This window comes from Limosilactobacillus galli (genome assembly GCF_947381495.1).
Taxonomy (GTDB): Bacteria; Bacillota; Bacilli; order Lactobacillales; family Lactobacillaceae; genus Limosilactobacillus; species Limosilactobacillus galli.
Map to the genome: position 1 here is coordinate 1 of NZ_CANCWK010000007.1, position 21,103 is coordinate 21,103.

The following is a 21,103-nucleotide window of genomic DNA, read 5'->3' on the forward strand; positions in this document are numbered from 1 at the left end:
GAAGAACCATTCAGAATTTCTTTGGAAATTCCGAATGGTTCTTTTATTTCAAGGGACTTTTGTCACAGCCCCTTTTTATTAGTCTTCAGAAGCTTCCATCGCTTCAAGGATGATCTCCAGGTAGCTGCATTCCTCACGCAAGGACTGCATCTCATCACCGCAGGTCGGCTGAACAGTCACCGTCTGCCCGTTGTGATCATCGGCCGTTGCCTCATTCTGGCAGAGGGCATCCAACCGGGCCTGGGCTTGATTTAATTCTTCTTCGATCTCATGTTTATTACTCACTTTAAACACTCCAAAATCAACTTAGTAAATATTTAAAGCAATTAACAAATTGCAATACAAATACGGTATCATGCTTTATCGAAAAAGTTAACCCTTAAAACGTTACACTTCTGTTACTTTCTGGTGATAATTCTTTAATTTTACTTAACCGTCCCGGCAAAGCTTGGTTCGAAGTACGGGCTGATCGTGTAGGAAGCCACGTTGGTTCCCGGGTGAGCAGCAGCAACGAACTGGTTGTTACCGGTGTAGATTGCACAGTGGTAGGTTGAACCGTGCTGACCCCAGAAGAGGATGTCACCAGGCTGAGCCTCGCTAACCGCGTGCTGGTTGACCTGGCTCTCCAGTGCAACCGTGTTATGCGGCAACTGCTTGCCTTCAGCGTTGGCGTAAACGTAGTCAACCAGACCGGAGCAGTCCATCCCGCTCAGTGAAGAACCGCCCCAAACGTAAGGAACACTGTTGGTGTTGGCAATCTTCACTGCCAGGCTGACAACGGAGCCGGATTGAAGGTCCTGGCTGGCGCTGCTTTGCGGCTGAGCAGGCGCTGGAGTTGCCGCCTGACTAGACTGGGCTGGAGCTTGGCTAGTTGCCTGAGCTTGGGAAGCCGGCGTCTGGGTAGCACTTGAGACAGCCTGAGAAGCAACCGGTTGTGGAGTTGCGGAAGCTGTAGCAGATGCAGGTGTCGTCGGTGCTGGAGCAACAGAAGCCGAAGCAGCAGGTGCTACTGATGATACCGGCGTGGCTAAAGCAACCGGTGCGGTGGTATCTGCTGTTGACGTCCTTGATGCTGAGGAAGTTGATTCTGACGTTGCAAATGCAGCGGCATCTGAGGCGACGGTTGAAGCTGAAACCGTATTTGCCTGACTGGCTGCAGGTGCGTCTGAGGCAACCGCACTAGCACTGTTAGTGGCAGCAGCTTCCGTCATTTGGGTAGCAACAGAGGCACTGGCTGGCGGTGCAGAAACAGCACTGGTGTTAGTGGTATCTACGGTGCTGCTTACGGTATTACCGTTGGCGCTGGCGGTGTCGGTTGCGTCAGATTGTTGGTCCGCATTAGCTGATTGAACGGCACCAGCAGGTTGAACCGGCGTCTGCGTTGCGGCAGCATCCGTCGTCATTTGCTGAGCGTCCTCTGGTGCGGCACTAACTGCTGGCGCAACGCTAGCAGCAGAAGCAGCATTGACCGCTGGAACTGGTGAGCTGACAACCGGTGCAGCTGGGGCAACCACGGCACCTTGACCATTAACAATCAATTGCTGGCCGATGTAAAGCTGGTCACTGGTCAGACCGTTCCATGCCATCAACGTAGCAACAGAAACATGGAAGTTTTGCGCGATTTTGCTTAAGGTATCACCGGGCTTGACGGTGTAGCGGCCATTCTCGTCCGCCTGCATCGTCGTATCGTTGCCTGGAAGTGTCAGCTGTTGGCCAGCGTAGATCAGGTCGACACTATCGCTGACCTTCTTGATAGTGTTAGCATTAGCATTTTCTAAATCGGAGACGGTGGCGTGATGCTCTTGGGCGATCTTCCAGACAGTATCCCCCGCCTTAACAATAACGTGGTTGGCACTAGCAACCTGGGTTGATACCGCAAGTGCTCCTAAGGTACCAATTGTCCCTGCCAACACGTGACGAACAGCTGAACGATGGTGTGCTCGTTTTACCATAAGCAAAACTTCCTTCCTAAGAATCATTTTATACAAAAATTAATAAATTAGTTAATCATACAGTATTAACTGTAGCATCATTTGGATCAATAGTATAGCGAACATCTGGTCAAATTTTGAAACTAGCTGGACAGATTCACTGATAACGGCTATTTTGTCAGGAGTTCAAATACACGGCGATAGTCATCCGGTGTCACCATTCCCGCTTCAAGGCGCTGTTTTTGAACCATCTCATTGATGACCGCTGGATCAGTCAGGGCCTGCTGAATCCGGTGGACCAGCGACTGGCCAGCCCCCTTGGAGAAGGTATTCTGCAGGGCAACGTACTGGTCCTGATGGATGGTCGAGTCAAACCCCAGAATCAGCATATCCTGTTCAAAGGCCCGCCGCACCGTGTCCAGCACCTCGTCACCATAGTTGATGTCGAGCAGGATGTCGTCGTCACCGAAGAGTGCCTCGAGACGGGACAGGCTGATATTAGGATAGATCGTCACGTTGTCGTGCTCCCCGAACGCCAGCAGCTTAGCCGACATGGCCATCAGGACGGCGATATCGAAATGGACCTTTGGCAGGACCGTCACAATCGTCTGGAGCTGCTCAAGCTGGTCCGAATTGGTGACAATCAGGGCCCGTGCCCGCCCCAGATTCTGCCGCCGCTCTGGGTAGATCATTCCCAGGTAGTGAAAATCAACATTGTCGCTGGATAGCTGTACCGCCCGCTGGTGCCAATCCCGGTAGTGCTGAAAGACGATGTGCTTAGTGCGGGTCGCTGCTGTCATTAAATACCGCATGTTCCCCGGCACCTCACCAGTCAGCGGTTCGTGCCAGAACAGGGTATCCGCCCCTGCCCCGGCCAGGCTCAATGATACCTGGTAAGACTGGTTCAGAGTATTGTACAGTACCCGATCCAGGTCGTAGCGCTGCCGCTCCAGGTAGAAGCGCCAGAAATCCGTTGCCGTACTAAAGCAGTAGCACTGGTCACGGTCATCCAGAATCAGGAAGCCGTTGAGCAGGTTGCGGAAGGCATACTGGTGCCCATCGCCTGCAAAGTACTTCCGGAGCACCGCCTGCCCATGGTCATAGATGGTCTGGGCAAAGCGGTAGCCCCAATGATTGTAGTGGTCGACCCACTGGTAGCCCCCAGCTGTGTCCAACCACTGGACCGCCTTGACGATCCGCCGGTTATCCTGATGCCAATACTCAATGTTGGCCTGCTTCCTGCTCTGGTGATAAACGCCGGCCTGGTACTGATCACCGATAACGCGCCAGTACCGCGGAACCGGCAGGTGGTCGAAATACAGTCCCGGCCGGCCCTCGTCAAAGTGGCCCAACGTCCGCCACGGTGAATCAATATCGGCAGGCAGGAAGCCATCATCGGCCCTCACCACGGCAGGAAGCTCGATTCCAGCCCGTCGTTGAGACGCCAGCAGGTCCGCGGACGCCTGGTCAAACTTTTCAAATAAATTAATCATTACTCAGCCCCCTTAGGAACTGCTGCCACTGCTTGCCAACATTGCTGTCCAGGTAGGATTCCGCCAGCTGGTAGGAGTGTTGCCGGAACGGCGCCAGCGACTCCTGGCTGAAGAGGCGGATGATCCCCTGGGCCAGCTGGTGTACCTTTTACTAATCGGTCCAGCCACCCTTGTAGTCCAGGAGGTAGCCATTACGACCATCGTCGATCATGGTTTGGTTGCCATATGGCACGTCGAAGCCCACCAGCGGTAAGCCCGCACCGATCGCCTCCAGAAGGCTCAGCCCAAAGCCCTCCCCCGTCGAGGCCGAGGCGTAGGCCGCGTACTGCGGATAGATCGTGGTCAGGTCCTGCTGTCCCTTCAGGTGAATATAATCTGCGGCGTGCGCGTCCGCAATGATCTTCTGCAGCTTCGCGTAGTCCACCCCCTGACCATAGATGTCCAGGGTCAACTCCGGCAGCGTCTGCCGCGCCTCAATCACCGCCCGGACAAGCCAATCGAGGTGCTTCTCCGGGGCCAGGCGGGAGGCCGTGATCAGCGAGAATGGCCGCCGCGGCTCGGCCGGATGGCGCAGCTGCTTAGGGCTGCCCACCGGGATCACCGCACTCTGCGGCCGGCAGTGATTAAACGCCACCTGCTGCTGCACAAACAGGTCGCGCTGCTTAGCCGTCGAAAACAGGAAGCAATCGATATCCTCCGCGTGGCTAAACTGATACTCGTAGTACTCGTTCCACAGGACATTATTCCCGCTGGTCGGAACATAGTGGTCGGCGTGGATCGGCACGACCAGCTTGGCCGGGCCGTGATTCTCCATGATCAGCTCCCCGTTCGCCAGTTGCTTGTCCTCATCCAGGCGGTCCATCATGATGACGTCGCCCGGCTTAAAGTCCAGTCGCCGCAACATCTCCCGGTAGAGGGCATCCTTGGACGGCAGAATCCGGTGATCAGCAAATTCAAATGTCTCCTGACCATTATTGAAGTGTTGCGTGTAGGCCAGACTGCCATCCTCATTGTAGAAGTCCCGGGCCACGATGAGATTCTGCTCAGAACGACCATAGTAGTAGGTGCTGGCATAGCGAACGTAGGAGTAGGAGTCATCCTGGATCAGGTGACCCTGGTGGAAATAGAGTACCCGGTCAATCGTCTGCTGCTTGGGGTTCACCACTCGGGCCTCAGCCATCACTTCCCCACAGGCGTACTGGACCCGCTGGCCGCCATCCAGAACCTTTTTGGTAAAGCCTGGGGCCAGTTGTTGCTCAAATTCCTGCAGGCGGTAGGTTGTCGGGGCGATCTTGACGTCGGTGAAGAAATTGTACAGCCAGATGATCTGGTCGTCATCCAGACCCAGGTTGCTCGCCAGGGCCTCAAGGTTATTAGCAGGGAGAATATTAGAAAAGATAAATTTGGCTGGAATCCCCAGACGTTTGAGGATCTTGGTGCGGTAGGCTTGGGCAATCGGCTGATTATTTTGTGTTAAACCAATCGATACATTCGTTGCTACATTACTTTGCGAATTATTCTTGACTGCTGAAGAAGCTGGTGATGAGACAGCCAAACTAGCCGCAGCTTGATCAGCAAGGGGTCCCGTTTGGCCCTCTATTGCCTTATACAATCAATAAGAAAAAATAATTTTGTTTAACATATGATTATTTCATCATTTGTGTATTCGAAAGTGCTTCCATTACGAAAAAATCGCCACTCTCTGTTAAGAAAGTGACGATTTTTTATGCATTTAGATGAGATTATCCTTAACCAGGCATTCAGCATTTTCAACCGTGTTCCAGGCGGCCCCCTTCAGGAGGTTATCAGCCACGACCCACATGTTGAAGGAGCCGGGGTTCTCCTCGTCAGCCCGCAGACGACCGACGAAGGTGTCGCGCTTGCCAACGGCGTTCAGTGGTTGCGGGTAGACCTGGTGAGCAGGGTTATCCTGCAGAACCACACCCGGAGCCCCCTTCAAAGCTTCCCGCAGCTGGTCCACGGTCACGCTTGGGTCATCGACCGTGAAGTAGACCGTTTCCCCATGGGCAATCGGCACAGGAACCCGGACACAGGTAGCGGTGACCTTGATGTCCTTGGCGTTCATATCGCCCAGCATGATCTTCTTGGTCTCGTGGATCATCTTCCATTCCTCATGGGTGTAGCCGTTGTCCTCAAAGACATCGATCTGCGGCAGGAGGTTGAAGGCCAGCGGATAGTGCTTCTTGTCCCCCTTGGTTGGCAGGATCTCGGCATCGTCTTGGATGTCCTTGCCGTCCAGGTAGTCCTGGGCTTCCTGCTTCAGTTCATTCAGGGCCGATTGACCGGCACCGGAAGCAGCCTGGTAGGTCGAGACGATGACCTGCTTGAGGCCGAACGCCTTGCGGATTGGTTCCAGGGCCACGACCATCTGAATGGTTGAGCAGTTCGGGTTGGCCACGATTCCGTGATGGTTCTTCAATGCCGCTTCGTTAACCTCAGGGACGACCAGCGGCACATCCGGTTCCATCCGGAAGGCACTGGTGTTATCGACACAGACGGCGCCGCGCTTGACCGCTTCCGGCAGCAGCTTCTTCGAGACGCTCCCACCAGCAGATGACAGGACCAGGTCGATCCCCGCAAAGGAATCCGGAGTGGCCTCCTCGACCGTGATCGGTTGGCCCTTGAACTGGAGCTGCTTACCGGCAGACCGGCTGGAGGCCAGAAGCTTCAGGCTCTTGACCGGGATGGTTGATTGTTCCAGCTGCTGAATCATGCGGGTACCAACCGCACCGGTGGCCCCTAAAATTGCGACATTATATTCCTTACTCATATGACAATTCTTCTTTCTCTCTGTGCTAAAGGATATTCTCCAGGCCAATCACCAGGTGGTCCAATTGGTCAATCTTCTCTAATGCAACCTTGACCCCGCTCATGAAGGACTGACGGTCAAAGGAGTCCTGCCGGATGGTCAGCGCCTCGCCGGCACCCCCGAAGAGGACTTGCTCATGGGCGATGTAGCCCGGCAGGCGGACGGCGTGGATCTTGATGCCGTGGTAGTCACCGCCGCGGGACCCTGGCAAGCTCTCCTGCTCATCGGGACTGGTCTCGTGTTCTTCACGCACCTGGTCGATCAGCTTGGCCGTGCTCAGGGCCGTCCCGGATGGGGCATCCTTCTTGTCGGCGTGGTGCATTTCAATAATCTCAACGTCCGGGAAGTAGACCGCGGCCTCCTTGGCAAACTTCATCAAGAGAACCGCGGACATCCCGAAGTTCGAGGCGATCAGGCCGCCCAGGTGCTGCTGGTCGCTGAGCTGGACCAGTTCCTCTTCCTGATCGTCAGTCAGCCCGGTCGTGCCGACGATCGGCCGCATCCCGTGCTGGATGGCAAACTTGACGTTTTCGTAGACGGCATCCGGCAGGGTAAAGTCGATCCAGACATCCGCAACGCCGTTTTCAATGTCAGCCAGCTGGTGGTAGACCTTCACCGTGGCGTCCAGGTGATACTGAGCAGCCTGGTCCGCGACCAGGTAGGGTGCCAGGACGGCCGTCAGTTGGACATCGGGCAGGGAGTTGACCAGCTCCACGGCCTTCTGTCCCATCGCACCGGCGGCACCGGCAATCAAAACTTTCTTCATGCTTATCACCGTCCTTTTACAAGTCCTGTGGCAGGTCTTGGGTGCTCAGGGAGCCGGCTGGCAGATCCAGGGCGCTTTCCAGGGCGTGCTTCTCCTCGTTATTTAAGGAGAGGATTGGTAGCCGGCAGCCGCCAACGTTGAAGCCTTGGGCGTTCAGTACGGCCTTGACCGGTGATGGTGATGGGTACATGAAGAGAGCGGCCATCTTCGGGGTCAGGAGACGTTGCAGTTGACCGGCCTTCTGGTAGTTGCCGACGTACAGCTGGTCGTACATCTGCCGCATTTCCTTGGTGTAGCAGTGGGAAGCCACGGAGATAACCCCGTTGGCCCCGAGGACACGAGCCGTCAATGCCTGGGCGTCCTCACCGGAGAAGATTGCGAAGTTATCAGCAGCGTGTTCAATGATGTATTCCATCTCTTCGAGGGAGGCACACTGCTTGACCCCGGCGATGTTCGGGTGCTGAGACAGTTCCACGACGGTTTCGGCGTCCATCTTGACCCCAGTCCGGCCCGGAATGTTGTAGATAATAATTGGAATCTTGACTTGGTCAGCCACGGCGGTGAAGTGGGCGATCATCCCCCGCTGGTTCGGCTTATTGTACGGCGGCACAACGACCAGGGCGTAATCGATGCCACCAATAGCGGCAACCTCGTTCGTGAAGTCGATCGTCTCCTGGGTGTTGTTGGAACCCGTCCCCGCAATGACCGGAACGCGGCCGTCGACAATCTTGCCGAAGCCTTGGTAGAGCTGGATCTTCTCATCATGAGAGAGGGTTGGGGTTTCACCCGTGGTCCCCCCGATGACGAAGCCGTTGCTGCCGGATTCGATCAGGTGGTTGGTCAAATTCTTCAGGCTGTCAAAGTTGATATGGTTGTCGCCGTCAAATGGCGTTACGATTGCGGTCAGTAAATCTGCGTCTTGTAAAGTTGTCATAATTATTATCCTCCAATTAATTCTCTTGCATCCGGTAGTTCAGAAAACCGGTAATCGCATCGACACCCTTCTGGATGGCGTCCTCGTTAGGCGTCAGGGTTGCCGAGTGGAGTTGTGAATCATCCTCGACCCCAAGCCAGAACATCGTCCCGGGGAACTGGGCCAGCAGATAGCCGAAGTCCTCACCGGTCATCGCCGGCGCAGTCTCGATGAAGTTAACGTCCGGAGCCTGCTGCATGTAGTCGATGAAGCGACGGGTCAGTTCGGGATTATTTTCAACCGGCCAGTAGCCGCCCTGGTTGAGCCCCAGCTTGACTTCCAGTCCAAAGCTGGCGGCGACCCCGTCACAGACGGCCTGCAGGCGGTGGTCGATGTGCTCGATCATCTTCTGGGTCAGGCCGCGGATCGTCCCCTCAATGCGGGTGTGGCCCGCAATGACGTTTCGGATCGTGCCCCCGCGGACCTTGCCCAGGGTGATCACCCCGCTGGCGATCGGGTCGATATTCCGGGAGATGATCGTCTGGACCTGCATGATCAGGCTGGCCGCGGCGACCACGGTGTCGTTGGCATCCTGCGGGTAGGCGGCGTGACCGCCCTTCCCGTTGATGTCGACGTTGACCTCGGTGGTCCCGGCAAACAGGGTCCCCATCCGGCAGCCGATCGCACCGGCGGGCAGGTCGGGGTTATCGTGCAGGCCATAGAATTCATCGGGCCGCCACTTGCCGGCGAAGACTCCGGCCTCGTAGGCCCGCTTGCCGCCATAGTCACTCTCTTCCGCCGGTTGGAAGAAGAAGAGCAGGTTGTCCTTGGGCTGGTGGTCGCTGAAGTAGCTCAGCACCCCCAGAGCCACGGTCATGTGAATATCATGCCCGCAGGCGTGCATGACGCCGGGATGGTGGGAGGCATACGGCAGGCCCGTCTGCTCCGTCACCGGCAGGGCGTCGATATCGGTTCGATAACCGATCGTCCGCTGCGGGGCGCTCCCGTGAACCAGGACCAGGATCGCGGTCGGCAGTTCTTCCGGCACTCGGATCTCTAGGTTATCCTGGTTGAATTCTTTGATTACCTTTAATAGGTAGTCATGCGTTTGCGTTTCGTGCAACGCCAGCTCTGGAATCTCGTGGAGGTGGCGCCGCACTTGAATCAGTTGTTCTTCCGTTAACATCTGCTCATCCTACAGCTTTCTGAGGTCGTCTTCGAGCGCCGTCTTGCTCTCGGTCTGCTGGTCAACGTTCTTGATGAACTTGGCAGGAACCCCAGCTACCATGGTGTGCGGGGCAACGTCATGGGTGACGATGGCCCCGGCGGCAACCACGGCCCCTTCGCCGACGTGGACCCCTTCAATCACCACGGCGTTGGCGCCAATCAGGACGTTGTCATCGATCCGGACCGGCTGAGCAGAAGCAGGTTCGACCACCCCGGCCAGGACGGTGCCAGCACCGATGTGGCAGTGCTTGCCGACGATGGCCCGGCCACCGAGGATAGCCCCCATGTCGATCATGGAGTCGGCGCCGATCTCCGCCCCGATGTTGATCGTGGCCCCCATCATGATGACGGCATTGTCACCGATCAGGACCTTGTCACGGATGATGGCCCCCGGTTCGATCCGGGCGTTGATCCCCTTCAGGTCCAGCAACGGAACGGCGGAGTTGCGGGCGTCGTTTTCAATGTGGTAATCTGCGATCTTGTCTTTGGCCTGGCCAAGGAAAGGCTTGACAACGGACCAATCACCGAAGATTACCCCGCTGTGGCCCTCGGTGAAGTGCTGAACCCCAGCCGGGAACTCCAACCCCGCCAGGTCCCCGCGTAGGTAAACCTTAACGGGTGTTTTCTTGGGAGCGTTGCCGATGTAGTTAATAATTGCTTGTGCGTCTAATTCTGCCATGTGGATAACCTCTTTCTACATATTAAATAAGGAATAAATAATTACTGTTGTTGGTATGGCCGGTCCAGACGAACCAGATCGGCGTAGCTCTCACGCTCAATTACCAGCTGATCGTGCCCGTTCTCGACAAAGACCACTGCCGGCCGCGGGTTGCGGTTGTAATTGGAGGCCATTGAGTAGCCATAAGCCCCGGTGTCCAGCATTGCCAGGACGTCGCCCGGCTTGGTAGCCGGCAGCCCCTGGTCCTGACTCAGAATGTCACCGGACTCGCAATACTTGCCGGCCAGGCGAACGTGTTCCTTGATTGGGGTCTGGGGATCGTTAGCCAGGACCGTTTCATATTTAGCCTGGTAGAGGGCTGGCCGGATGTTGTCGCCCATCCCCCCGTCAACGGTCACGTACGGTTTCAGTCCCGGAACGTCCTTGCGGGAACCAACCGTGTAGAGGTTGTAACCCGCGGGACCAACGATCGACCGGCCCGGCTCAATCCAAATCGCCGGCATTGCCAGGTTCGTCTTGGCAATCGTCTGCTTGATCGCCTTGATAATCGCGTCCACAAAGTCTTCCGGCATGAGTGGGTGGTCGGCGCTGACGTAGCGGATCCCAAAGCCCCCGCCCACGTTGATGACCAGGGCCTGGTAGCCGTACTTGGTCTGCCAGTGAGCGGCTACCTCAACCAGCTTATCGGCAACCCCTTCAAAGCCGGCCAGTTCAAAGATCTGCGAACCGATGTGGGCATGCAACCCGAGCATTTCTATCCGCGGGTTGGCCAGCACCTTCTCCAGTGCTTCATCCGCCTGACCGGACTGCAGGTCAAAGCCAAACTTGCTATCAACCTGACCGGTCTGGATGTACTTATTGGTGTGGGCCGAGATCCCCGGGGTGATCCGAAGCATGACCTTGATCTGGGCATCGTTTTCTTCCAACAGGTCGGCCAAGAGGTCAATCTCGTGGAAGTTGTCCAGGATGATCACGCCGACGTGATGACGGATAGCCATCTCGAGCTCTTCGCGTGACTTGTTGTTGCCGTGGAAGCTGACCCGGTCCATCGGAAAGCCGGCCTTGATCGCCGTGTAGAGTTCCCCGTCGGAGACCACGTCGGTGTGCGCGCCCTCCGCTGCGGCCACCTGGTACATGGCGATTGCTGCGAAGGCCTTGCTGGCGTAGCTGACCGCGTAGTCGACGTGGTTGGCGGCGAAGACCTTCTCAAATCGGCGGATCTGGTCGCGGATCTTGCTGACGTCATAAACGACCAGCGGGGTTCCGTACTTGTGGGCCAGTTCGACGGCATCGCAGCCGCCAATTGTCAGGTGCCCAGCAGCGTTAATCTGGTTCTCAGTTAATTGCTCATTCATCTGTCATTCCTCCTAATGCTTTTGCGGCGGGGAATCGACTTATTAAAAAAATCCACTGTTTGCGCGAACAAACAGTGGATCCCATTTATTATCCATTTAATCTGTCGATAGCGCAACGCAGGCTCTTATTGTCCTGCGACAGTCCGTAGCTTATTCAACCACGCCCCAGCAAACTCAGCCGTGCCTGACTGAGCGCTTCGGCAACCGCCCTGTTCACTAACCATCCATACTTGGCATCGCTCCAGTTAGCTACTAGTGTTGGCTGCGCCTCTTCGATTTATGATTCTAGCTTATACCAAATTATGAGAAAGTCAATAGACTAAATTAATTTTTATGGGTTTTATTTAATTTATTAGATGTAGTAAAACGTTAATATTAAAAGGTCGCTGGATAATTACACTTGCTTATTTTAAGTTCCATGTTAGAATTCGATTAAAATACGTTCGCAATAATGTGATTTATTAATTATTGCTCAAAGGAGTTTTGAGAAGATGAAAGTAGTTAAGTTCGGTGGCAGTTCCCTAGCTGATGGCGAGGGATTTGCCCAAGCAATCAAGATTATTACGGCCGATCCCGAGCGTCGGGTGATCGTCACCTCCGCGCCCGGCAAGCGGAATCCCGACGATATTAAGGTGACCGATCTGCTGATCGAATATGCCCAGCGGGTGATCGAACAGAAGCCGTATGACGACGTGCTCCACCAGATCGTGGTCCGTTACCAGGCAATTGCCAACCACTTCAATCTGCCCGATGACCAATTGGAGCCGATTATCGACCGTCTGCGCAACCTGCCCAATGGCAAGTACCCTAACGATAATTACCTCCTGGCTGCTTTCAAGGCCCACGGGGAACGTTCCAACGCTCAATTGATGTCCCTGGTCCTCAAGCACCTGGGCTACGAGGTCCGCTTCGTCACCCCGACGATGGCCGGAATTCGGGTCACCGGGACGCCTAACAACGCCACGGTGATCCCCGAAACCTACAGCCTCCTCGACCAGTTCACGGCCAAGCAGAGCGAGCTCCTGGTCTTTCCTGGTTTCTACGGCATCACCCTGGCCGGCCACATTGCGACCTTCTCCCGCGGGGGTTCCGACATCACCGGGGCGATCCTGGCCCGGGGCCTGCACGCCGACCTGTACGAGAACTTCACCGACGTCGACGCGATCTATGCGGCTAACCCGAACGTTGTCGACAACCCGCAGCCGATCAGCCGGATGACCTACCGGGAGATGCGGGAACTCTCCTACGCCGGCTTCTCGGTCTTCCATGACGAGGCCCTGATCCCCGCGATCGAAGGCAACGTCCCGATCAACGTCAAGAACACCCAGCACCCGGAGAAACCCGGCACCCTGATCGTTCCCGATAAGGGCTTCCAGCCGAGCGACATTGTCACCGGGATTGTCAGCGGCAAGCACTTCGCGGCCCTCTACCTCCACAAGTACCTGCTGAACAAGCAGACCGGGTTTACCCTTCGCATCCTGCAGATCCTTGCTGAACACAACATCCCCTATGAACACATGCCATCCGGGATCGATGACATCACCATCATCCTCGACCGCAACCTGGTTAACGACCAGCTGATCGATACCATCTCCAATGAAATCCAGGAAGCCGTCAACCCGGACCGGCTCGAATGGATCGATAACTACGCCGTCACCATGGTTGTCGGCGAGGGGATGCGCAACCGGATCGGCGTCATCAACGATATTCTCTCCCCACTGGCCCAGCACCACATCGCCGTGCCGATGATCAACCAGGGGGCCTCCCGGATCTCCATCATGATCGGGACCTACGATGACGACGCCGACGATGCGGTTCGCGCCATCTACCACCGCTTCTTCGTCAACTAAGGAGGAATTTCATATGCCAACCCTTCTCAAAGTCCATGGTTCCCAGAACCAATTTTTCATCCTGGACCAGACCCGACTCGCACAGCCGCTGACGGATCCCGAACTCCGCCAGCTTACCCAGCGCATCACCGACCCCAAGACCGGACTGCTGGGCGGTGCTGACGGCGTCCTCGTGGTCGACAAGCCGTTCCGTGAGGGTTCCCAGGCCCAGATGCGGGTAATCAACGCTGACGGGAGCGAGGCCGCCATGTGCGGTAACGGTCTGCGGACGGTGGCCCGTTACGTCGCCGGTCGGGACCACCGCGACCAGTTCAAGGTCGATACTATCGATGCCAGCCTCCGTGTCCGCAAGCAGGACGACCTGGCTGCCGTGGTCCCCGCCTTTGCCGTCGAGATCTCCCCGGTCCGTTTCAACCGTGAGGCCCTGCCTTTTGATAACCTGGGGTACGACCGCCTGCTCGACACCCCCGCACCAGAGCTCTGGCCCCAGCTACGTTTCAGCGCCATCGCCGTGCCGAACCCGCACCTGATCAGTTTCGTCGACCGTCCCGCACTCCAGGATGACGTCCTCGGCGTGATCGGCCGCCGCCTGAACGGGGAGAACCCCTACTTCAGCGACGGGGTGAACGTTAATTTTGCCCATATTCTCGGGCAAAACCAGCTCTTCGTGCGGACCTATGAGCGGGGCGTGGGCTTCACCAATGCTTGCGGGACCGGAATGTCTGCCACCAGCCTGGCCTTTGTCCTCCTCCACCCCGACCAGGCCAGTTTCGACCAGCCAATCGACGTCTTCAACCCTGGCGGCAAGGTCCGGACCATTGTCCACTACCAGGATCAGGAGTACTGGATTGAGCTGATCGGGAACGCCACCTTCACCCACCGGATCGCGGTCGATGAAGCGGTCCTCCACCAGGGTAACGTTCAGGCCGCTGATTGCCAGATCACTGAGACTGGCGAGCAGAAAGCCTACCAGGCCTTCGTTGACCAGCTGCCCACGCTGGGTCTTGTCGACTAACTACGAATAATAGACGAAATGAAACAGCCGCTTCTAAAGTGAAGCTAGCTACTGGGAGCCTCTGTGAGCACAAATAGCCTCAAACGTCAAAAAATTACGGACGTTTGAGGCTATTTGCATACCGCACTGTAAAATTCTAATTTATTTCAATAGTATGTTATAGTGATATACATATGGAGGTGAATCATATGAAAACAACACCAACAACTATTCGTCTTGATGATGATCTAAAAAAAGAACTAACCAAGGAGTTAAGTTCCATGGGGTTAAGCATTAACGGATACTTCAACTTGGCTGCTCGTCAATTGGTTATTCAAAAAAAAGTTCCATTTGAAGTGCTGGCTGAATCAAATGAGCCAACGGAAGCTACTAAGAAAGCCTTAGTAGCAGCCCAAGCAAAAGAATTAGGTATCATTCCCGATGACTCCCCAAGCTTCGATAATATGAATGAACTTAAGAATTATTTGGATAAAGATTAAAGTATCGTCACCCCAAATTAATTAATGATCTCATGAATACTTTGAATCAGTTGCACCTCAACGGGATTGTTAATGCGGAATATCGACCACATATTTTAAACAATCGTGGTGGAAACTATAATGGCAGCTACGAATATCATTTATCCGCTGGGAAGATTGATGTGCTGGTGATCTATATGCCTCATAAAACTAACCCATCAATTCGCTTAATTCGGGTGGGAAGTCATAATGAGCTGTTTCATAGCACGTTGAAATAGAAAAAGATTGGATTAGTCTCACGAGAAATAAGTCTTAATTATAAGCAAAAGCGCCCGTCGCTATTCTGTGACAGGCGCTTTTGTGCTTTAAATTTATTTACGGTTAAACAGGGTATCGATGGACTGGTGGTTGTGGATCCGCACCATCGCTTCGGCCAGCAGGTCAGCCACGGACAGCCGAACCAGTTTGCTGAAGCACTTCTCCTCTGGCAGGTTGATCGTATCCGTGACGATCATCTTCTCCAGGCCAGAATTTTCCAGGGTATTGACCGCATCACCGGAGAGGACGGCGTGGGTGGCAATCCCGTAGATCTTCTTAGCGCCGAACTTCTCCAGGGCCGCGGCGGACAGCTTCATCCGGATACCAGTATCGACAATGTCATCGACCACGATCGCTGTCCGGTCCTTAACGTCCCCAATGACGTATTCCGGAACTTCCTGCTTGGTCCGTTCCCGGACCTCATCAACCCGGTTGTCGACAATGGCGATTGGGGCCTTGATGTGTTCGGCGAACTTCCGGGCCAGGCTCACTCCGGCGTGGTCAGGTGAAACAACGACCACGTCATCACCGGTCAGGCCATGCTGCTCGCAATAGCTGGCGAACAGACTGGTGGCCTGCAGGTGGTCCACTGGAATATCAAAGAAGCCCTGAACCTGGGCGGCGTGCAGGTCGATCGTAACCAACCGGTCGATCTGGTCCATCTCCAGCAGGTTGGCGATCAGCTTAGCGGTGATTGGTTCCCGGCTCCGCGCCTTCCGATCCTGACGGGCATAGCCGTAGTACGGCATTACCACGTTGATCTTGGCGGCACTGGCCCGACGGAGAGCATCAACCATGATCAATAATTCCATCAGGTTGGTGTTGACCGGGTCGGAAACGGACTGAACTACGTAAACCTCGCAACCACGGACACTCTCGTCAATCGTGATCTTGATTTCCCCGTCAGCGAAGTGGCTGATGGAGGCCTTGCTCAATGGCAGGCCAATCCGACTGGCAATGCTCTCGGCCAGTGGGCGGTTTGAATTTAAGGCAAACAGGCGGACGTTCTCAGCGTTTTTAATCTGCGTCATGTTTCTTGCTCCTTTGTAAAGTCAATACAAAAATCCACCTTCATTATCGCAACAAATGAATGATCGATCAAGTTAAATTTGCGTTACTAGCAGTCATACGGCGTGATACCCGCCATCCCGATCAGCGGATCGATCTCGTGGTTGTTAATCATCGCAGCCGTCAGTATCGTGGACGCAGGGGTTGCGGACGGCTGCTCAACAGGCGTGGAGGGTGCTGGAGCAGCGGGCTTTTCCGGTGCCGGTGAAGTCTCCACAGCTGCTGAAGTCGGCATCTGGGGCTCGCCCGGCCGGTCCAGCGGTGACTTCAGCTGGTCGTGGCGTTGCCAAACCGTCGTCAGACGCTGCAACAGCGATGTCTGCCGGTTCTCACCGGTGTGCTGGGTGGCCATCATCATCGCGGCCGGCTCCCCGATCAGGACGAGCTTCTCGGCCGCCCGGGTGACTGCCGTGTAGACCAGGTTCCGTTGCAACATCCGGCTGAACTGGCGGACCAGGGGTAGGAGGACCATCTTGAACTGGCTCCCCTGCGACTTGTGAATCGAGATACAGTAGGCCAGGCGGATCTGTGTCCACTCCTGACGGCCGTAGTTGACCTCGTTGCCATCGAAGTCGATGATGATAGTGTCGGTCCGCTTGCCGCCCTTCTTGGCCCCGGTCTCCACGGCCGTGATCCGACCGATATCACCGTTAAAGACGTTGTTCTCGGGGCTGTTCACCAGCTGGAGGACCTTATCCCCCACCCGGAAGACTTGGCCGCGGAACTCAATCTCCTGCTTGTCCTTGCTCGGCGGGTTATAAGCCTGCTGGGCCAGCTGGTTGAGGTTGTCGACGCCGGCCTGGCCGCGGTACATCGGCGCCAGAATCTGAACGTCGGCGGCGGTGTAGCCCCGCTTGGCTGACAGGTCGATGATCTGGCGGATAATGCTGGGTACCTGAGCGGCGTGGCACTTGACGAAGGACCGGTCCGGCAGCTTGTTGGTCAAATCCGGCGGCAAGTGGCCCTCCTTGATCGCGTGGGCCAGGGGGATGATGGTTGAATCAGCTGACTGCCGGTGGATGTTGGTCAGCTCTACCCGCGGAATCTCCGGGAAGCTGAGCAGGTCATGGAAAACCTGACCGGGACTGACTGATGGCAGCTGGTCCTTATCGCCGACCAGAACCACGTGCATCGCGGTCGGAATGGCCTGGACCAGGGTCTTGAAGAGGAGGGTGTCGACCATCGACATTTCATCGATGATCAATAGCGACCCCTTGATGTCGCGGGCGTTCATGTCGGTCGGCATCTCCCGGCCATTCAAGCCGAGCATCCGGTGAATGGTGCTGGCAGGCAGGTCGGTAGCTTCGCTCATCCGCTTGGCCGCCCGGCCGGTCGGGGCCGCCAGCAGGACCGGGAAGGAGTTGTCCTTATACTCATCCAGGTCTAAAGAGATCTGGTGAAGCCGGGCGAAGGCCTCCACAATCCCCTTGATAATGGTGGTCTTGCCAGTCCCCGGTCCCCCGGTCAGCAGCATCACCTTGTTATTCAGCGCCGTCTTGATGGCTCTTTCCTGGACCGGGTCGTACTTGATCCCCGTCTGCACACTGACCTTGCGGACGGTCTCGTCAACCGTCTCCTGGTCGAGGCGGTCTTTGGGGGCGTTCATCAACCGGTGCAGGTGGTCGGCAATCTGCCATTCCGCCTTGTAGAGGGCTGCGGGGTAGATCCGCTGGTCTTCGTAGTTGATGGCGTCCTTCTTCTCCAGGGATACGATCTGGTCCGAGATGGTCGGAACGGCGATCTGCCGCTGCCCGCCATCATTCAGTAGCCGGGCGGTCTGCTGGAGCAGGGGGCCAGTCGTGGTGTAGGTATCACCGGTCTCCATGGTCAGGTCATCGAGGCTTTGGAAGATGGCCGCCGTAATCCGCCGCGGGTCGTCCGGGGTAATCCCCAGATGGTCGGCAACCTGATCGGCCCGCTTAAAGCTAATCCCGTCGATGTCCTGGACCAGCTTGTACGGGTTCTCCCGGATCACGTGGAGGGTCTCATCCCCATACTTATCAAAGATGGCACTGCTGAGGTTGCTGCCAAAACCCAGGTCGTTCAAGCCGATGATGATCTGGTCCATCCCCTGACTGGCCTGGAGATTCTCAATGATTGATTGCTTAACTCCGTGGCGCAGGGTAATGGCATCCAGCACGTGCGGGTCCTGATTGATCTTGGCGATGGCGTCCGTCCCCAGCGTATCGACGATCTTCTCGGCAGTTTTCTTGCCGACCCCGCTGAATTGCTTACCAGATAGGAAGTCGATCAGCCCCTCCCGGCTGGTCGGCTGGTTGACGTGGTAAGACTGGGCCTGGAACTGGCGACCGTAGCGGGGATGGTCGACTAATTGCCCCTCGAAACGGTAGGTCTGGTCGTCGCTGAGGTCGCCGAAACTCCCGGTAACCGTAATCTCCGGCGCATCCCAGTCAAAGTTGGCCTCCTCGACCGAGACGATCAGGACCTTATAGAAGGAGTCCGGACTCGTGAAAATTTCCGACTGCACCTGGCCAATAAAAAAAGACGGCTCCGCGGGCGTCTTAAATAAATCCATTTCAGCTGCCATTGAAGTCATCCTTTCCAAACAGTATTAATTATTTTTTCCCTGGGTTTCCTGCAGGGCCTTTTCGATGTCAGACAGGCGCTGTTCACTCTTCTGGTAGTAGTTGAGGTCCAGCTGCTTAGCCTGGGCAAGGTAGTCCTTGTACGGCTCGCCGAGTACCATGGCCACGATTCCCCGGTTGAACTGGGTATCGGCCCGGCCGGGGTGCCGCTTCAGGATTGCGTCATAGTATTCCTTGGCCTTGGCAAATTCACCGAGGGCCAGAAGGGAATCACCGATCACCTGGTTAATGGCCGGGTCTTCCTTGCGCAGTTCGTGGGCGGTCAGGCCATATGCCACCGCCTGCTTGTGCTGCCCTTTCTTCATGTAGCTCTGGGCCAGCATCAGGTAGGAGTCCGCCTTGCGCTTGTCATCTTTGATCTTGTTGTAGAGTTCGATGGCGCGGTCGACCTTGCCAACCTCGTAGTAGAGGTTCCCCAGCCCGTAGTTCAACAGGTCCTGGGCATCCTGGTCGCCCTTCGCTTCGAAGATCCCCAGCGCCTTCATAAACAGTTCTTCAGCCTGGGTGTAATCATTCAGCCGGGTCAGCAGGGACCCCAGATCATAGTAGTTATTAACCTTGTCTGGGTGTTCGTCAATCGCCTGGATCAGCTTGTGAACCAGCTTTTCTGTTTCCTTCTTCTTTTCTTCACGAAAATCTTTTTCTGCCATTATGTTCACCCCTTAAATTGTGTCCGTTGGATCAACTTTGGTCTTGTGCAGGTATGAAGTGTCATTCCACCGTTCGAGCGTAAAGTGCTCAGCATCATTGGTTTGCAGGATGGTGGTCGAGGTATTGCTCAACCCGCCACGGTCCTTCAAATGCGCCAGTGGGGTTCCCACCAGCGCATTGATGGTAGCATTCAAAGCTGCCCCGTGGGAGACAACCACGATGTTCTTGTCTGGATTGAGCTGGCAAAATTCCTTAATGGCGGAACCAACCCGCGTGATAACTTCCTGGAAGCTCTCACTCTCAATCAGCTTAGCATCGTACTTGTCGGGATGATGGCGGAAGTTGTGCAATGCTTCCGGCCACTTGGCCTCAACATCGGCGAAGTGCATCCCCTCCATCTTCCCCAGGTTGAATTCCCGGAGTCGACTGTCGATGGTCAGCGGGATGGGCCGGTTGAGGTGTTCGATCAGCTTCTGCGCTGTCACCCGGGCCCGTTTCAGCGGACTCGCGTAGACGTGCGCGATCGGCACATCAGCCAGGGACTTGGCGAGCATTTCAATCTCGTGATAGCTGCTGTCCAATAGCGGCGAGTCACCGTGTGCCCCCTGATAGCGGGATTCCAGATTCCATTGAGTTTTTCCATGACGGATTAGATAAACTTTTGTCATTACTTATCGCAGACCTTTTTGATTACTATTTTACCAAAAAATCGGGCGATTGTTCATCTGGACTTAAAAAATAAATGAAGCCAGCCGCAACTGACTCCATTTACTTTACTTAATTAAACGTATTGCAATTGACGTTCGTGGTTGTAGGCCCGGTCAATGATCGCACTACCCAGGCATTCCTCACCGTCGTAGAAGACAACGGCCTGGCCCGGCGTGATGGCACGGGCAGGATCATCGAATTCCACCGTGACCTGCTGACCGTCCTCGGAGATGTGGGCAGTCACGCCGACATCCTTTTGACGGTAACGGAACTTGGCTGTACAGTGGAAGTCGCGACCGTAGCGGCTGACAACGTCGTCAACCCAGTGAATATCACTGGCTTCGAGGTGGGTTGCGTAGAGGTGCGGGTTGTGGTAGCCCTGGCCGACGTAGAGGACGTTCTTGTCGATGTCCTTGCCGATCACAAACCATGGCTCGTTGCTCTCCTTGTTACCACCAAGGCCAAGGCCCCGGCGTTGACCGATCGTGTAGTACATCAGCCCCATGTGCTGGCCAACGACCTTACCGTCGATCGTCTCCATGTTACCGGGCTGAGCCGGGATGTACTGGCTGAGGAATTCACGGAAGTGACCGTCCTCACCAATAAAGCAGATGCCGACAGAGTCCTTCTTGTCGGCCGTGGCGAGACCTGCCTCCTTGGCAATCTTCCGGATCTCCGGCTTCGTGTAGTGGGCCAGTGGGAAGAGGACCTTGTCCAGCTGGTGGTAGTCGAGCTGGCTCAAGAAGTAGGTCTGGTCCTTGTGCTGGTCGGCAGCCCGCATCAGGTGCATCCGGCCGTCTTCATCCCGCTTGAGGTCGGCGTAGTGACCAGTGGCCACGTAGTCCGCCCCGAGCTGGTTGGCGTACTCAATGAAGGCCTTGAACTTAATTTCCTTGTTGCAGATCACGTCCGGGTTTGGCGTCCGGCCCTTCTTGTACTCCGCGATGAAGTACTTGAAGACCCGGTCCCAATATTCCTTCTCGAAGTTAACCGAGTAGTATGGAATCCCGATCTTAGCGGCCACCTTGGCTACATCTTTGTAGTCCTCGGTAGCGGTGCAGACCCCGTTCTCATCGGTATCGTCCCAGTTCTTCATGAAGACCCCGACGACATCGTAGCCCTGCCGCTTTAACAACAGGGCGGTCACGGAGGAGTCGACCCCGCCGCTCATTCCTACAACAACACGTGTATGACTGTGATCAGTCATCTTTACATCACCATCATTTCAAATAGAT

At 55.7% G+C, this 21,103-nt stretch carries 18 protein-coding genes, 1 pseudogene and 1 riboswitch; of the genes and pseudogenes, 4 read left to right on the top strand and 15 right to left on the bottom strand.

The window, feature by feature from the left end; all coding sequences use genetic code 11:
* Positions 1 to 78 precede the first annotated feature (78 nt).
* The 10 genes from QOS10_RS02710 to lysA all read right to left on the bottom strand — a co-directional run bounded on the left by QOS10_RS02710 (position 79) and on the right by lysA (position 11,194).
* Positions 79 to 285 (bottom strand): hypothetical protein, encoded by a 207-nt coding sequence (locus QOS10_RS02710; RefSeq protein ID WP_283593541.1) that lies wholly within the window; start codon positions 283 to 285, stop codon positions 79 to 81.
* A gap of 140 nt (positions 286 to 425) precedes the next feature.
* Positions 426 to 1,952, bottom strand: coding sequence for a LysM peptidoglycan-binding domain-containing protein (locus QOS10_RS02715; RefSeq protein WP_283593542.1), 1,527 nt, complete (start codon positions 1,950 to 1,952; stop codon positions 426 to 428).
* 149 nt (positions 1,953 to 2,101) lie between these two features.
* Positions 2,102 to 3,424, bottom strand: a complete 1,323-nt coding sequence (gtfB, locus tag QOS10_RS02720; protein ID WP_283593544.1) for an accessory Sec system glycosylation chaperone GtfB — start codon at positions 3,422 to 3,424, stop codon at positions 2,102 to 2,104.
* A 151-nt stretch (positions 3,425 to 3,575) separates the two neighbouring features.
* Positions 3,576 to 5,036, bottom strand: a complete 1,461-nt coding sequence (locus QOS10_RS02725) for a glycosyltransferase (RefSeq protein WP_283593545.1) — start codon at positions 5,034 to 5,036, stop codon at positions 3,576 to 3,578.
* A 120-nt stretch (positions 5,037 to 5,156) separates the two neighbouring features.
* Positions 5,157 to 6,215 carry an aspartate-semialdehyde dehydrogenase gene (locus QOS10_RS02730; RefSeq protein ID WP_283593546.1) on the bottom strand — a complete coding sequence of 353 codons (1,059 nt, stop codon included), beginning with the start codon at positions 6,213 to 6,215 and terminating at the stop codon, positions 5,157 to 5,159.
* A gap of 25 nt (positions 6,216 to 6,240) precedes the next feature.
* A complete protein-coding gene (gene dapB, locus QOS10_RS02735) occupies positions 6,241 to 7,020 on the bottom strand; it encodes a 4-hydroxy-tetrahydrodipicolinate reductase (protein WP_283593547.1) in 780 nt (259 codons plus the stop codon).
* Positions 7,021 to 7,036: 16 nt separating this feature from the next.
* Positions 7,037 to 7,954, bottom strand: coding sequence for a 4-hydroxy-tetrahydrodipicolinate synthase (dapA, locus tag QOS10_RS02740; RefSeq protein WP_283593548.1), 918 nt, complete (start codon positions 7,952 to 7,954; stop codon positions 7,037 to 7,039).
* Positions 7,955 to 7,970: 16 nt separating this feature from the next.
* A complete protein-coding gene (locus QOS10_RS02745; RefSeq protein WP_283593550.1) occupies positions 7,971 to 9,119 on the bottom strand; it encodes an N-acetyldiaminopimelate deacetylase in 1,149 nt (382 codons plus the stop codon).
* A gap of 9 nt (positions 9,120 to 9,128) precedes the next feature.
* A complete protein-coding gene (gene dapD, locus QOS10_RS02750) occupies positions 9,129 to 9,839 on the bottom strand; it encodes a 2,3,4,5-tetrahydropyridine-2,6-dicarboxylate N-acetyltransferase (protein ID WP_283593552.1) in 711 nt (236 codons plus the stop codon).
* Positions 9,840 to 9,880: 41 nt separating this feature from the next.
* Positions 9,881 to 11,194, bottom strand: a complete 1,314-nt coding sequence (lysA, locus tag QOS10_RS02755; RefSeq protein ID WP_283593554.1) for a diaminopimelate decarboxylase — start codon at positions 11,192 to 11,194, stop codon at positions 9,881 to 9,883.
* A 99-nt stretch (positions 11,195 to 11,293) separates the two neighbouring features.
* Positions 11,294 to 11,475: riboswitch (Lysine riboswitch) on the bottom strand.
* 210 nt (positions 11,476 to 11,685) lie between these two features.
* Between lysA and QOS10_RS02760 the strand changes: the two genes are divergently transcribed.
* From QOS10_RS02760 to QOS10_RS02775, 4 genes and pseudogenes are all read left to right on the top strand, one after another.
* On the top strand, positions 11,686 to 13,044 hold the full coding sequence (locus QOS10_RS02760) for an aspartate kinase (RefSeq protein WP_283593555.1): 1,359 nt from the start codon (positions 11,686 to 11,688) through the stop codon (positions 13,042 to 13,044).
* A gap of 13 nt (positions 13,045 to 13,057) precedes the next feature.
* Positions 13,058 to 14,059 (top strand): diaminopimelate epimerase, encoded by a 1,002-nt coding sequence (dapF, locus tag QOS10_RS02765; protein ID WP_283593556.1) that lies wholly within the window; start codon positions 13,058 to 13,060, stop codon positions 14,057 to 14,059.
* Between the two features lie 188 nt (positions 14,060 to 14,247).
* Entirely contained in the window at positions 14,248 to 14,538 is a 291-nt protein-coding gene (locus QOS10_RS02770; RefSeq protein WP_283593557.1) for a type II toxin-antitoxin system RelB/DinJ family antitoxin, read from the top strand.
* Between the two features lie 17 nt (positions 14,539 to 14,555).
* Positions 14,556 to 14,795: pseudogene (locus QOS10_RS02775) on the top strand (type II toxin-antitoxin system YafQ family toxin); the annotation flags it as partial.
* Positions 14,796 to 14,888: 93 nt separating this feature from the next.
* Here QOS10_RS02775 and QOS10_RS02780 read toward each other — a convergent pair.
* From QOS10_RS02780 to mnmA, 5 genes are all read right to left on the bottom strand, one after another.
* Positions 14,889 to 15,866, bottom strand: coding sequence for a ribose-phosphate diphosphokinase (locus tag QOS10_RS02780; protein ID WP_283593558.1), 978 nt, complete (start codon positions 15,864 to 15,866; stop codon positions 14,889 to 14,891).
* 86 nt (positions 15,867 to 15,952) lie between these two features.
* Positions 15,953 to 18,451 (bottom strand): SF1B family DNA helicase RecD2, encoded by a 2,499-nt coding sequence (gene recD2, locus QOS10_RS02785; RefSeq protein WP_283593559.1) that lies wholly within the window; start codon positions 18,449 to 18,451, stop codon positions 15,953 to 15,955.
* A 24-nt stretch (positions 18,452 to 18,475) separates the two neighbouring features.
* Positions 18,476 to 19,162, bottom strand: a complete 687-nt coding sequence (locus QOS10_RS02790) for a tetratricopeptide repeat protein (protein ID WP_408621530.1) — start codon at positions 19,160 to 19,162, stop codon at positions 18,476 to 18,478.
* A 9-nt stretch (positions 19,163 to 19,171) separates the two neighbouring features.
* On the bottom strand, positions 19,172 to 19,828 hold the full coding sequence (locus tag QOS10_RS02795) for a histidine phosphatase family protein (RefSeq protein WP_283593561.1): 657 nt from the start codon (positions 19,826 to 19,828) through the stop codon (positions 19,172 to 19,174).
* 113 nt (positions 19,829 to 19,941) lie between these two features.
* Positions 19,942 to 21,075: a tRNA 2-thiouridine(34) synthase MnmA gene (gene mnmA, locus QOS10_RS02800; RefSeq protein WP_283593562.1), complete on the bottom strand. Its 1,134-nt coding sequence runs from the start codon at positions 21,073 to 21,075 to the stop codon at positions 19,942 to 19,944.
* Positions 21,076 to 21,103: the final 28 nt, after the last annotated feature.

Excerpts from the sequence above, each read along its gene's own strand:
- QOS10_RS02795 (WP_283593561.1), bottom strand. The coding sequence starts at position 19,828 with ATGACAAAAGTTTATCTAATCCGTCATGGAAAAACTCAATGGAATCTG.
- gtfB (WP_283593544.1), bottom strand. The coding sequence starts at position 3,424 with ATGATTAATTTATTTGAAAAGTTTGACCAGGCGTCCGCGGACCTGCTG.
- recD2 (WP_283593559.1), bottom strand. The coding sequence starts at position 18,451 with ATGGCAGCTGAAATGGATTTATTTAAGACGCCCGCGGAGCCGTCTTTT.
- dapA (WP_283593548.1), bottom strand. The coding sequence starts at position 7,954 with ATGACAACTTTACAAGACGCAGATTTACTGACCGCAATCGTAACGCCA.
- lysA (WP_283593554.1), bottom strand. The coding sequence starts at position 11,194 with ATGAATGAGCAATTAACTGAGAACCAGATTAACGCTGCTGGGCACCTG.
- mnmA (WP_283593562.1), bottom strand. The coding sequence starts at position 21,075 with ATGACTGATCACAGTCATACACGTGTTGTTGTAGGAATGAGCGGCGGG.
- QOS10_RS02745 (WP_283593550.1), bottom strand. The coding sequence starts at position 9,119 with ATGTTAACGGAAGAACAACTGATTCAAGTGCGGCGCCACCTCCACGAG.
- dapF (WP_283593556.1), top strand. The coding sequence starts at position 13,058 with ATGCCAACCCTTCTCAAAGTCCATGGTTCCCAGAACCAATTTTTCATC.
- QOS10_RS02760 (WP_283593555.1), top strand. The coding sequence starts at position 11,686 with ATGAAAGTAGTTAAGTTCGGTGGCAGTTCCCTAGCTGATGGCGAGGGA.
- dapD (WP_283593552.1), bottom strand. The coding sequence starts at position 9,839 with ATGGCAGAATTAGACGCACAAGCAATTATTAACTACATCGGCAACGCT.
- QOS10_RS02715 (WP_283593542.1), bottom strand. The coding sequence starts at position 1,952 with ATGGTAAAACGAGCACACCATCGTTCAGCTGTTCGTCACGTGTTGGCA.
- QOS10_RS02730 (WP_283593546.1), bottom strand. The coding sequence starts at position 6,215 with ATGAGTAAGGAATATAATGTCGCAATTTTAGGGGCCACCGGTGCGGTT.
- QOS10_RS02780 (WP_283593558.1), bottom strand. The coding sequence starts at position 15,866 with ATGACGCAGATTAAAAACGCTGAGAACGTCCGCCTGTTTGCCTTAAAT.
- QOS10_RS02770 (WP_283593557.1), top strand. The coding sequence starts at position 14,248 with ATGAAAACAACACCAACAACTATTCGTCTTGATGATGATCTAAAAAAA.
- dapB (WP_283593547.1), bottom strand. The coding sequence starts at position 7,020 with ATGAAGAAAGTTTTGATTGCCGGTGCCGCCGGTGCGATGGGACAGAAG.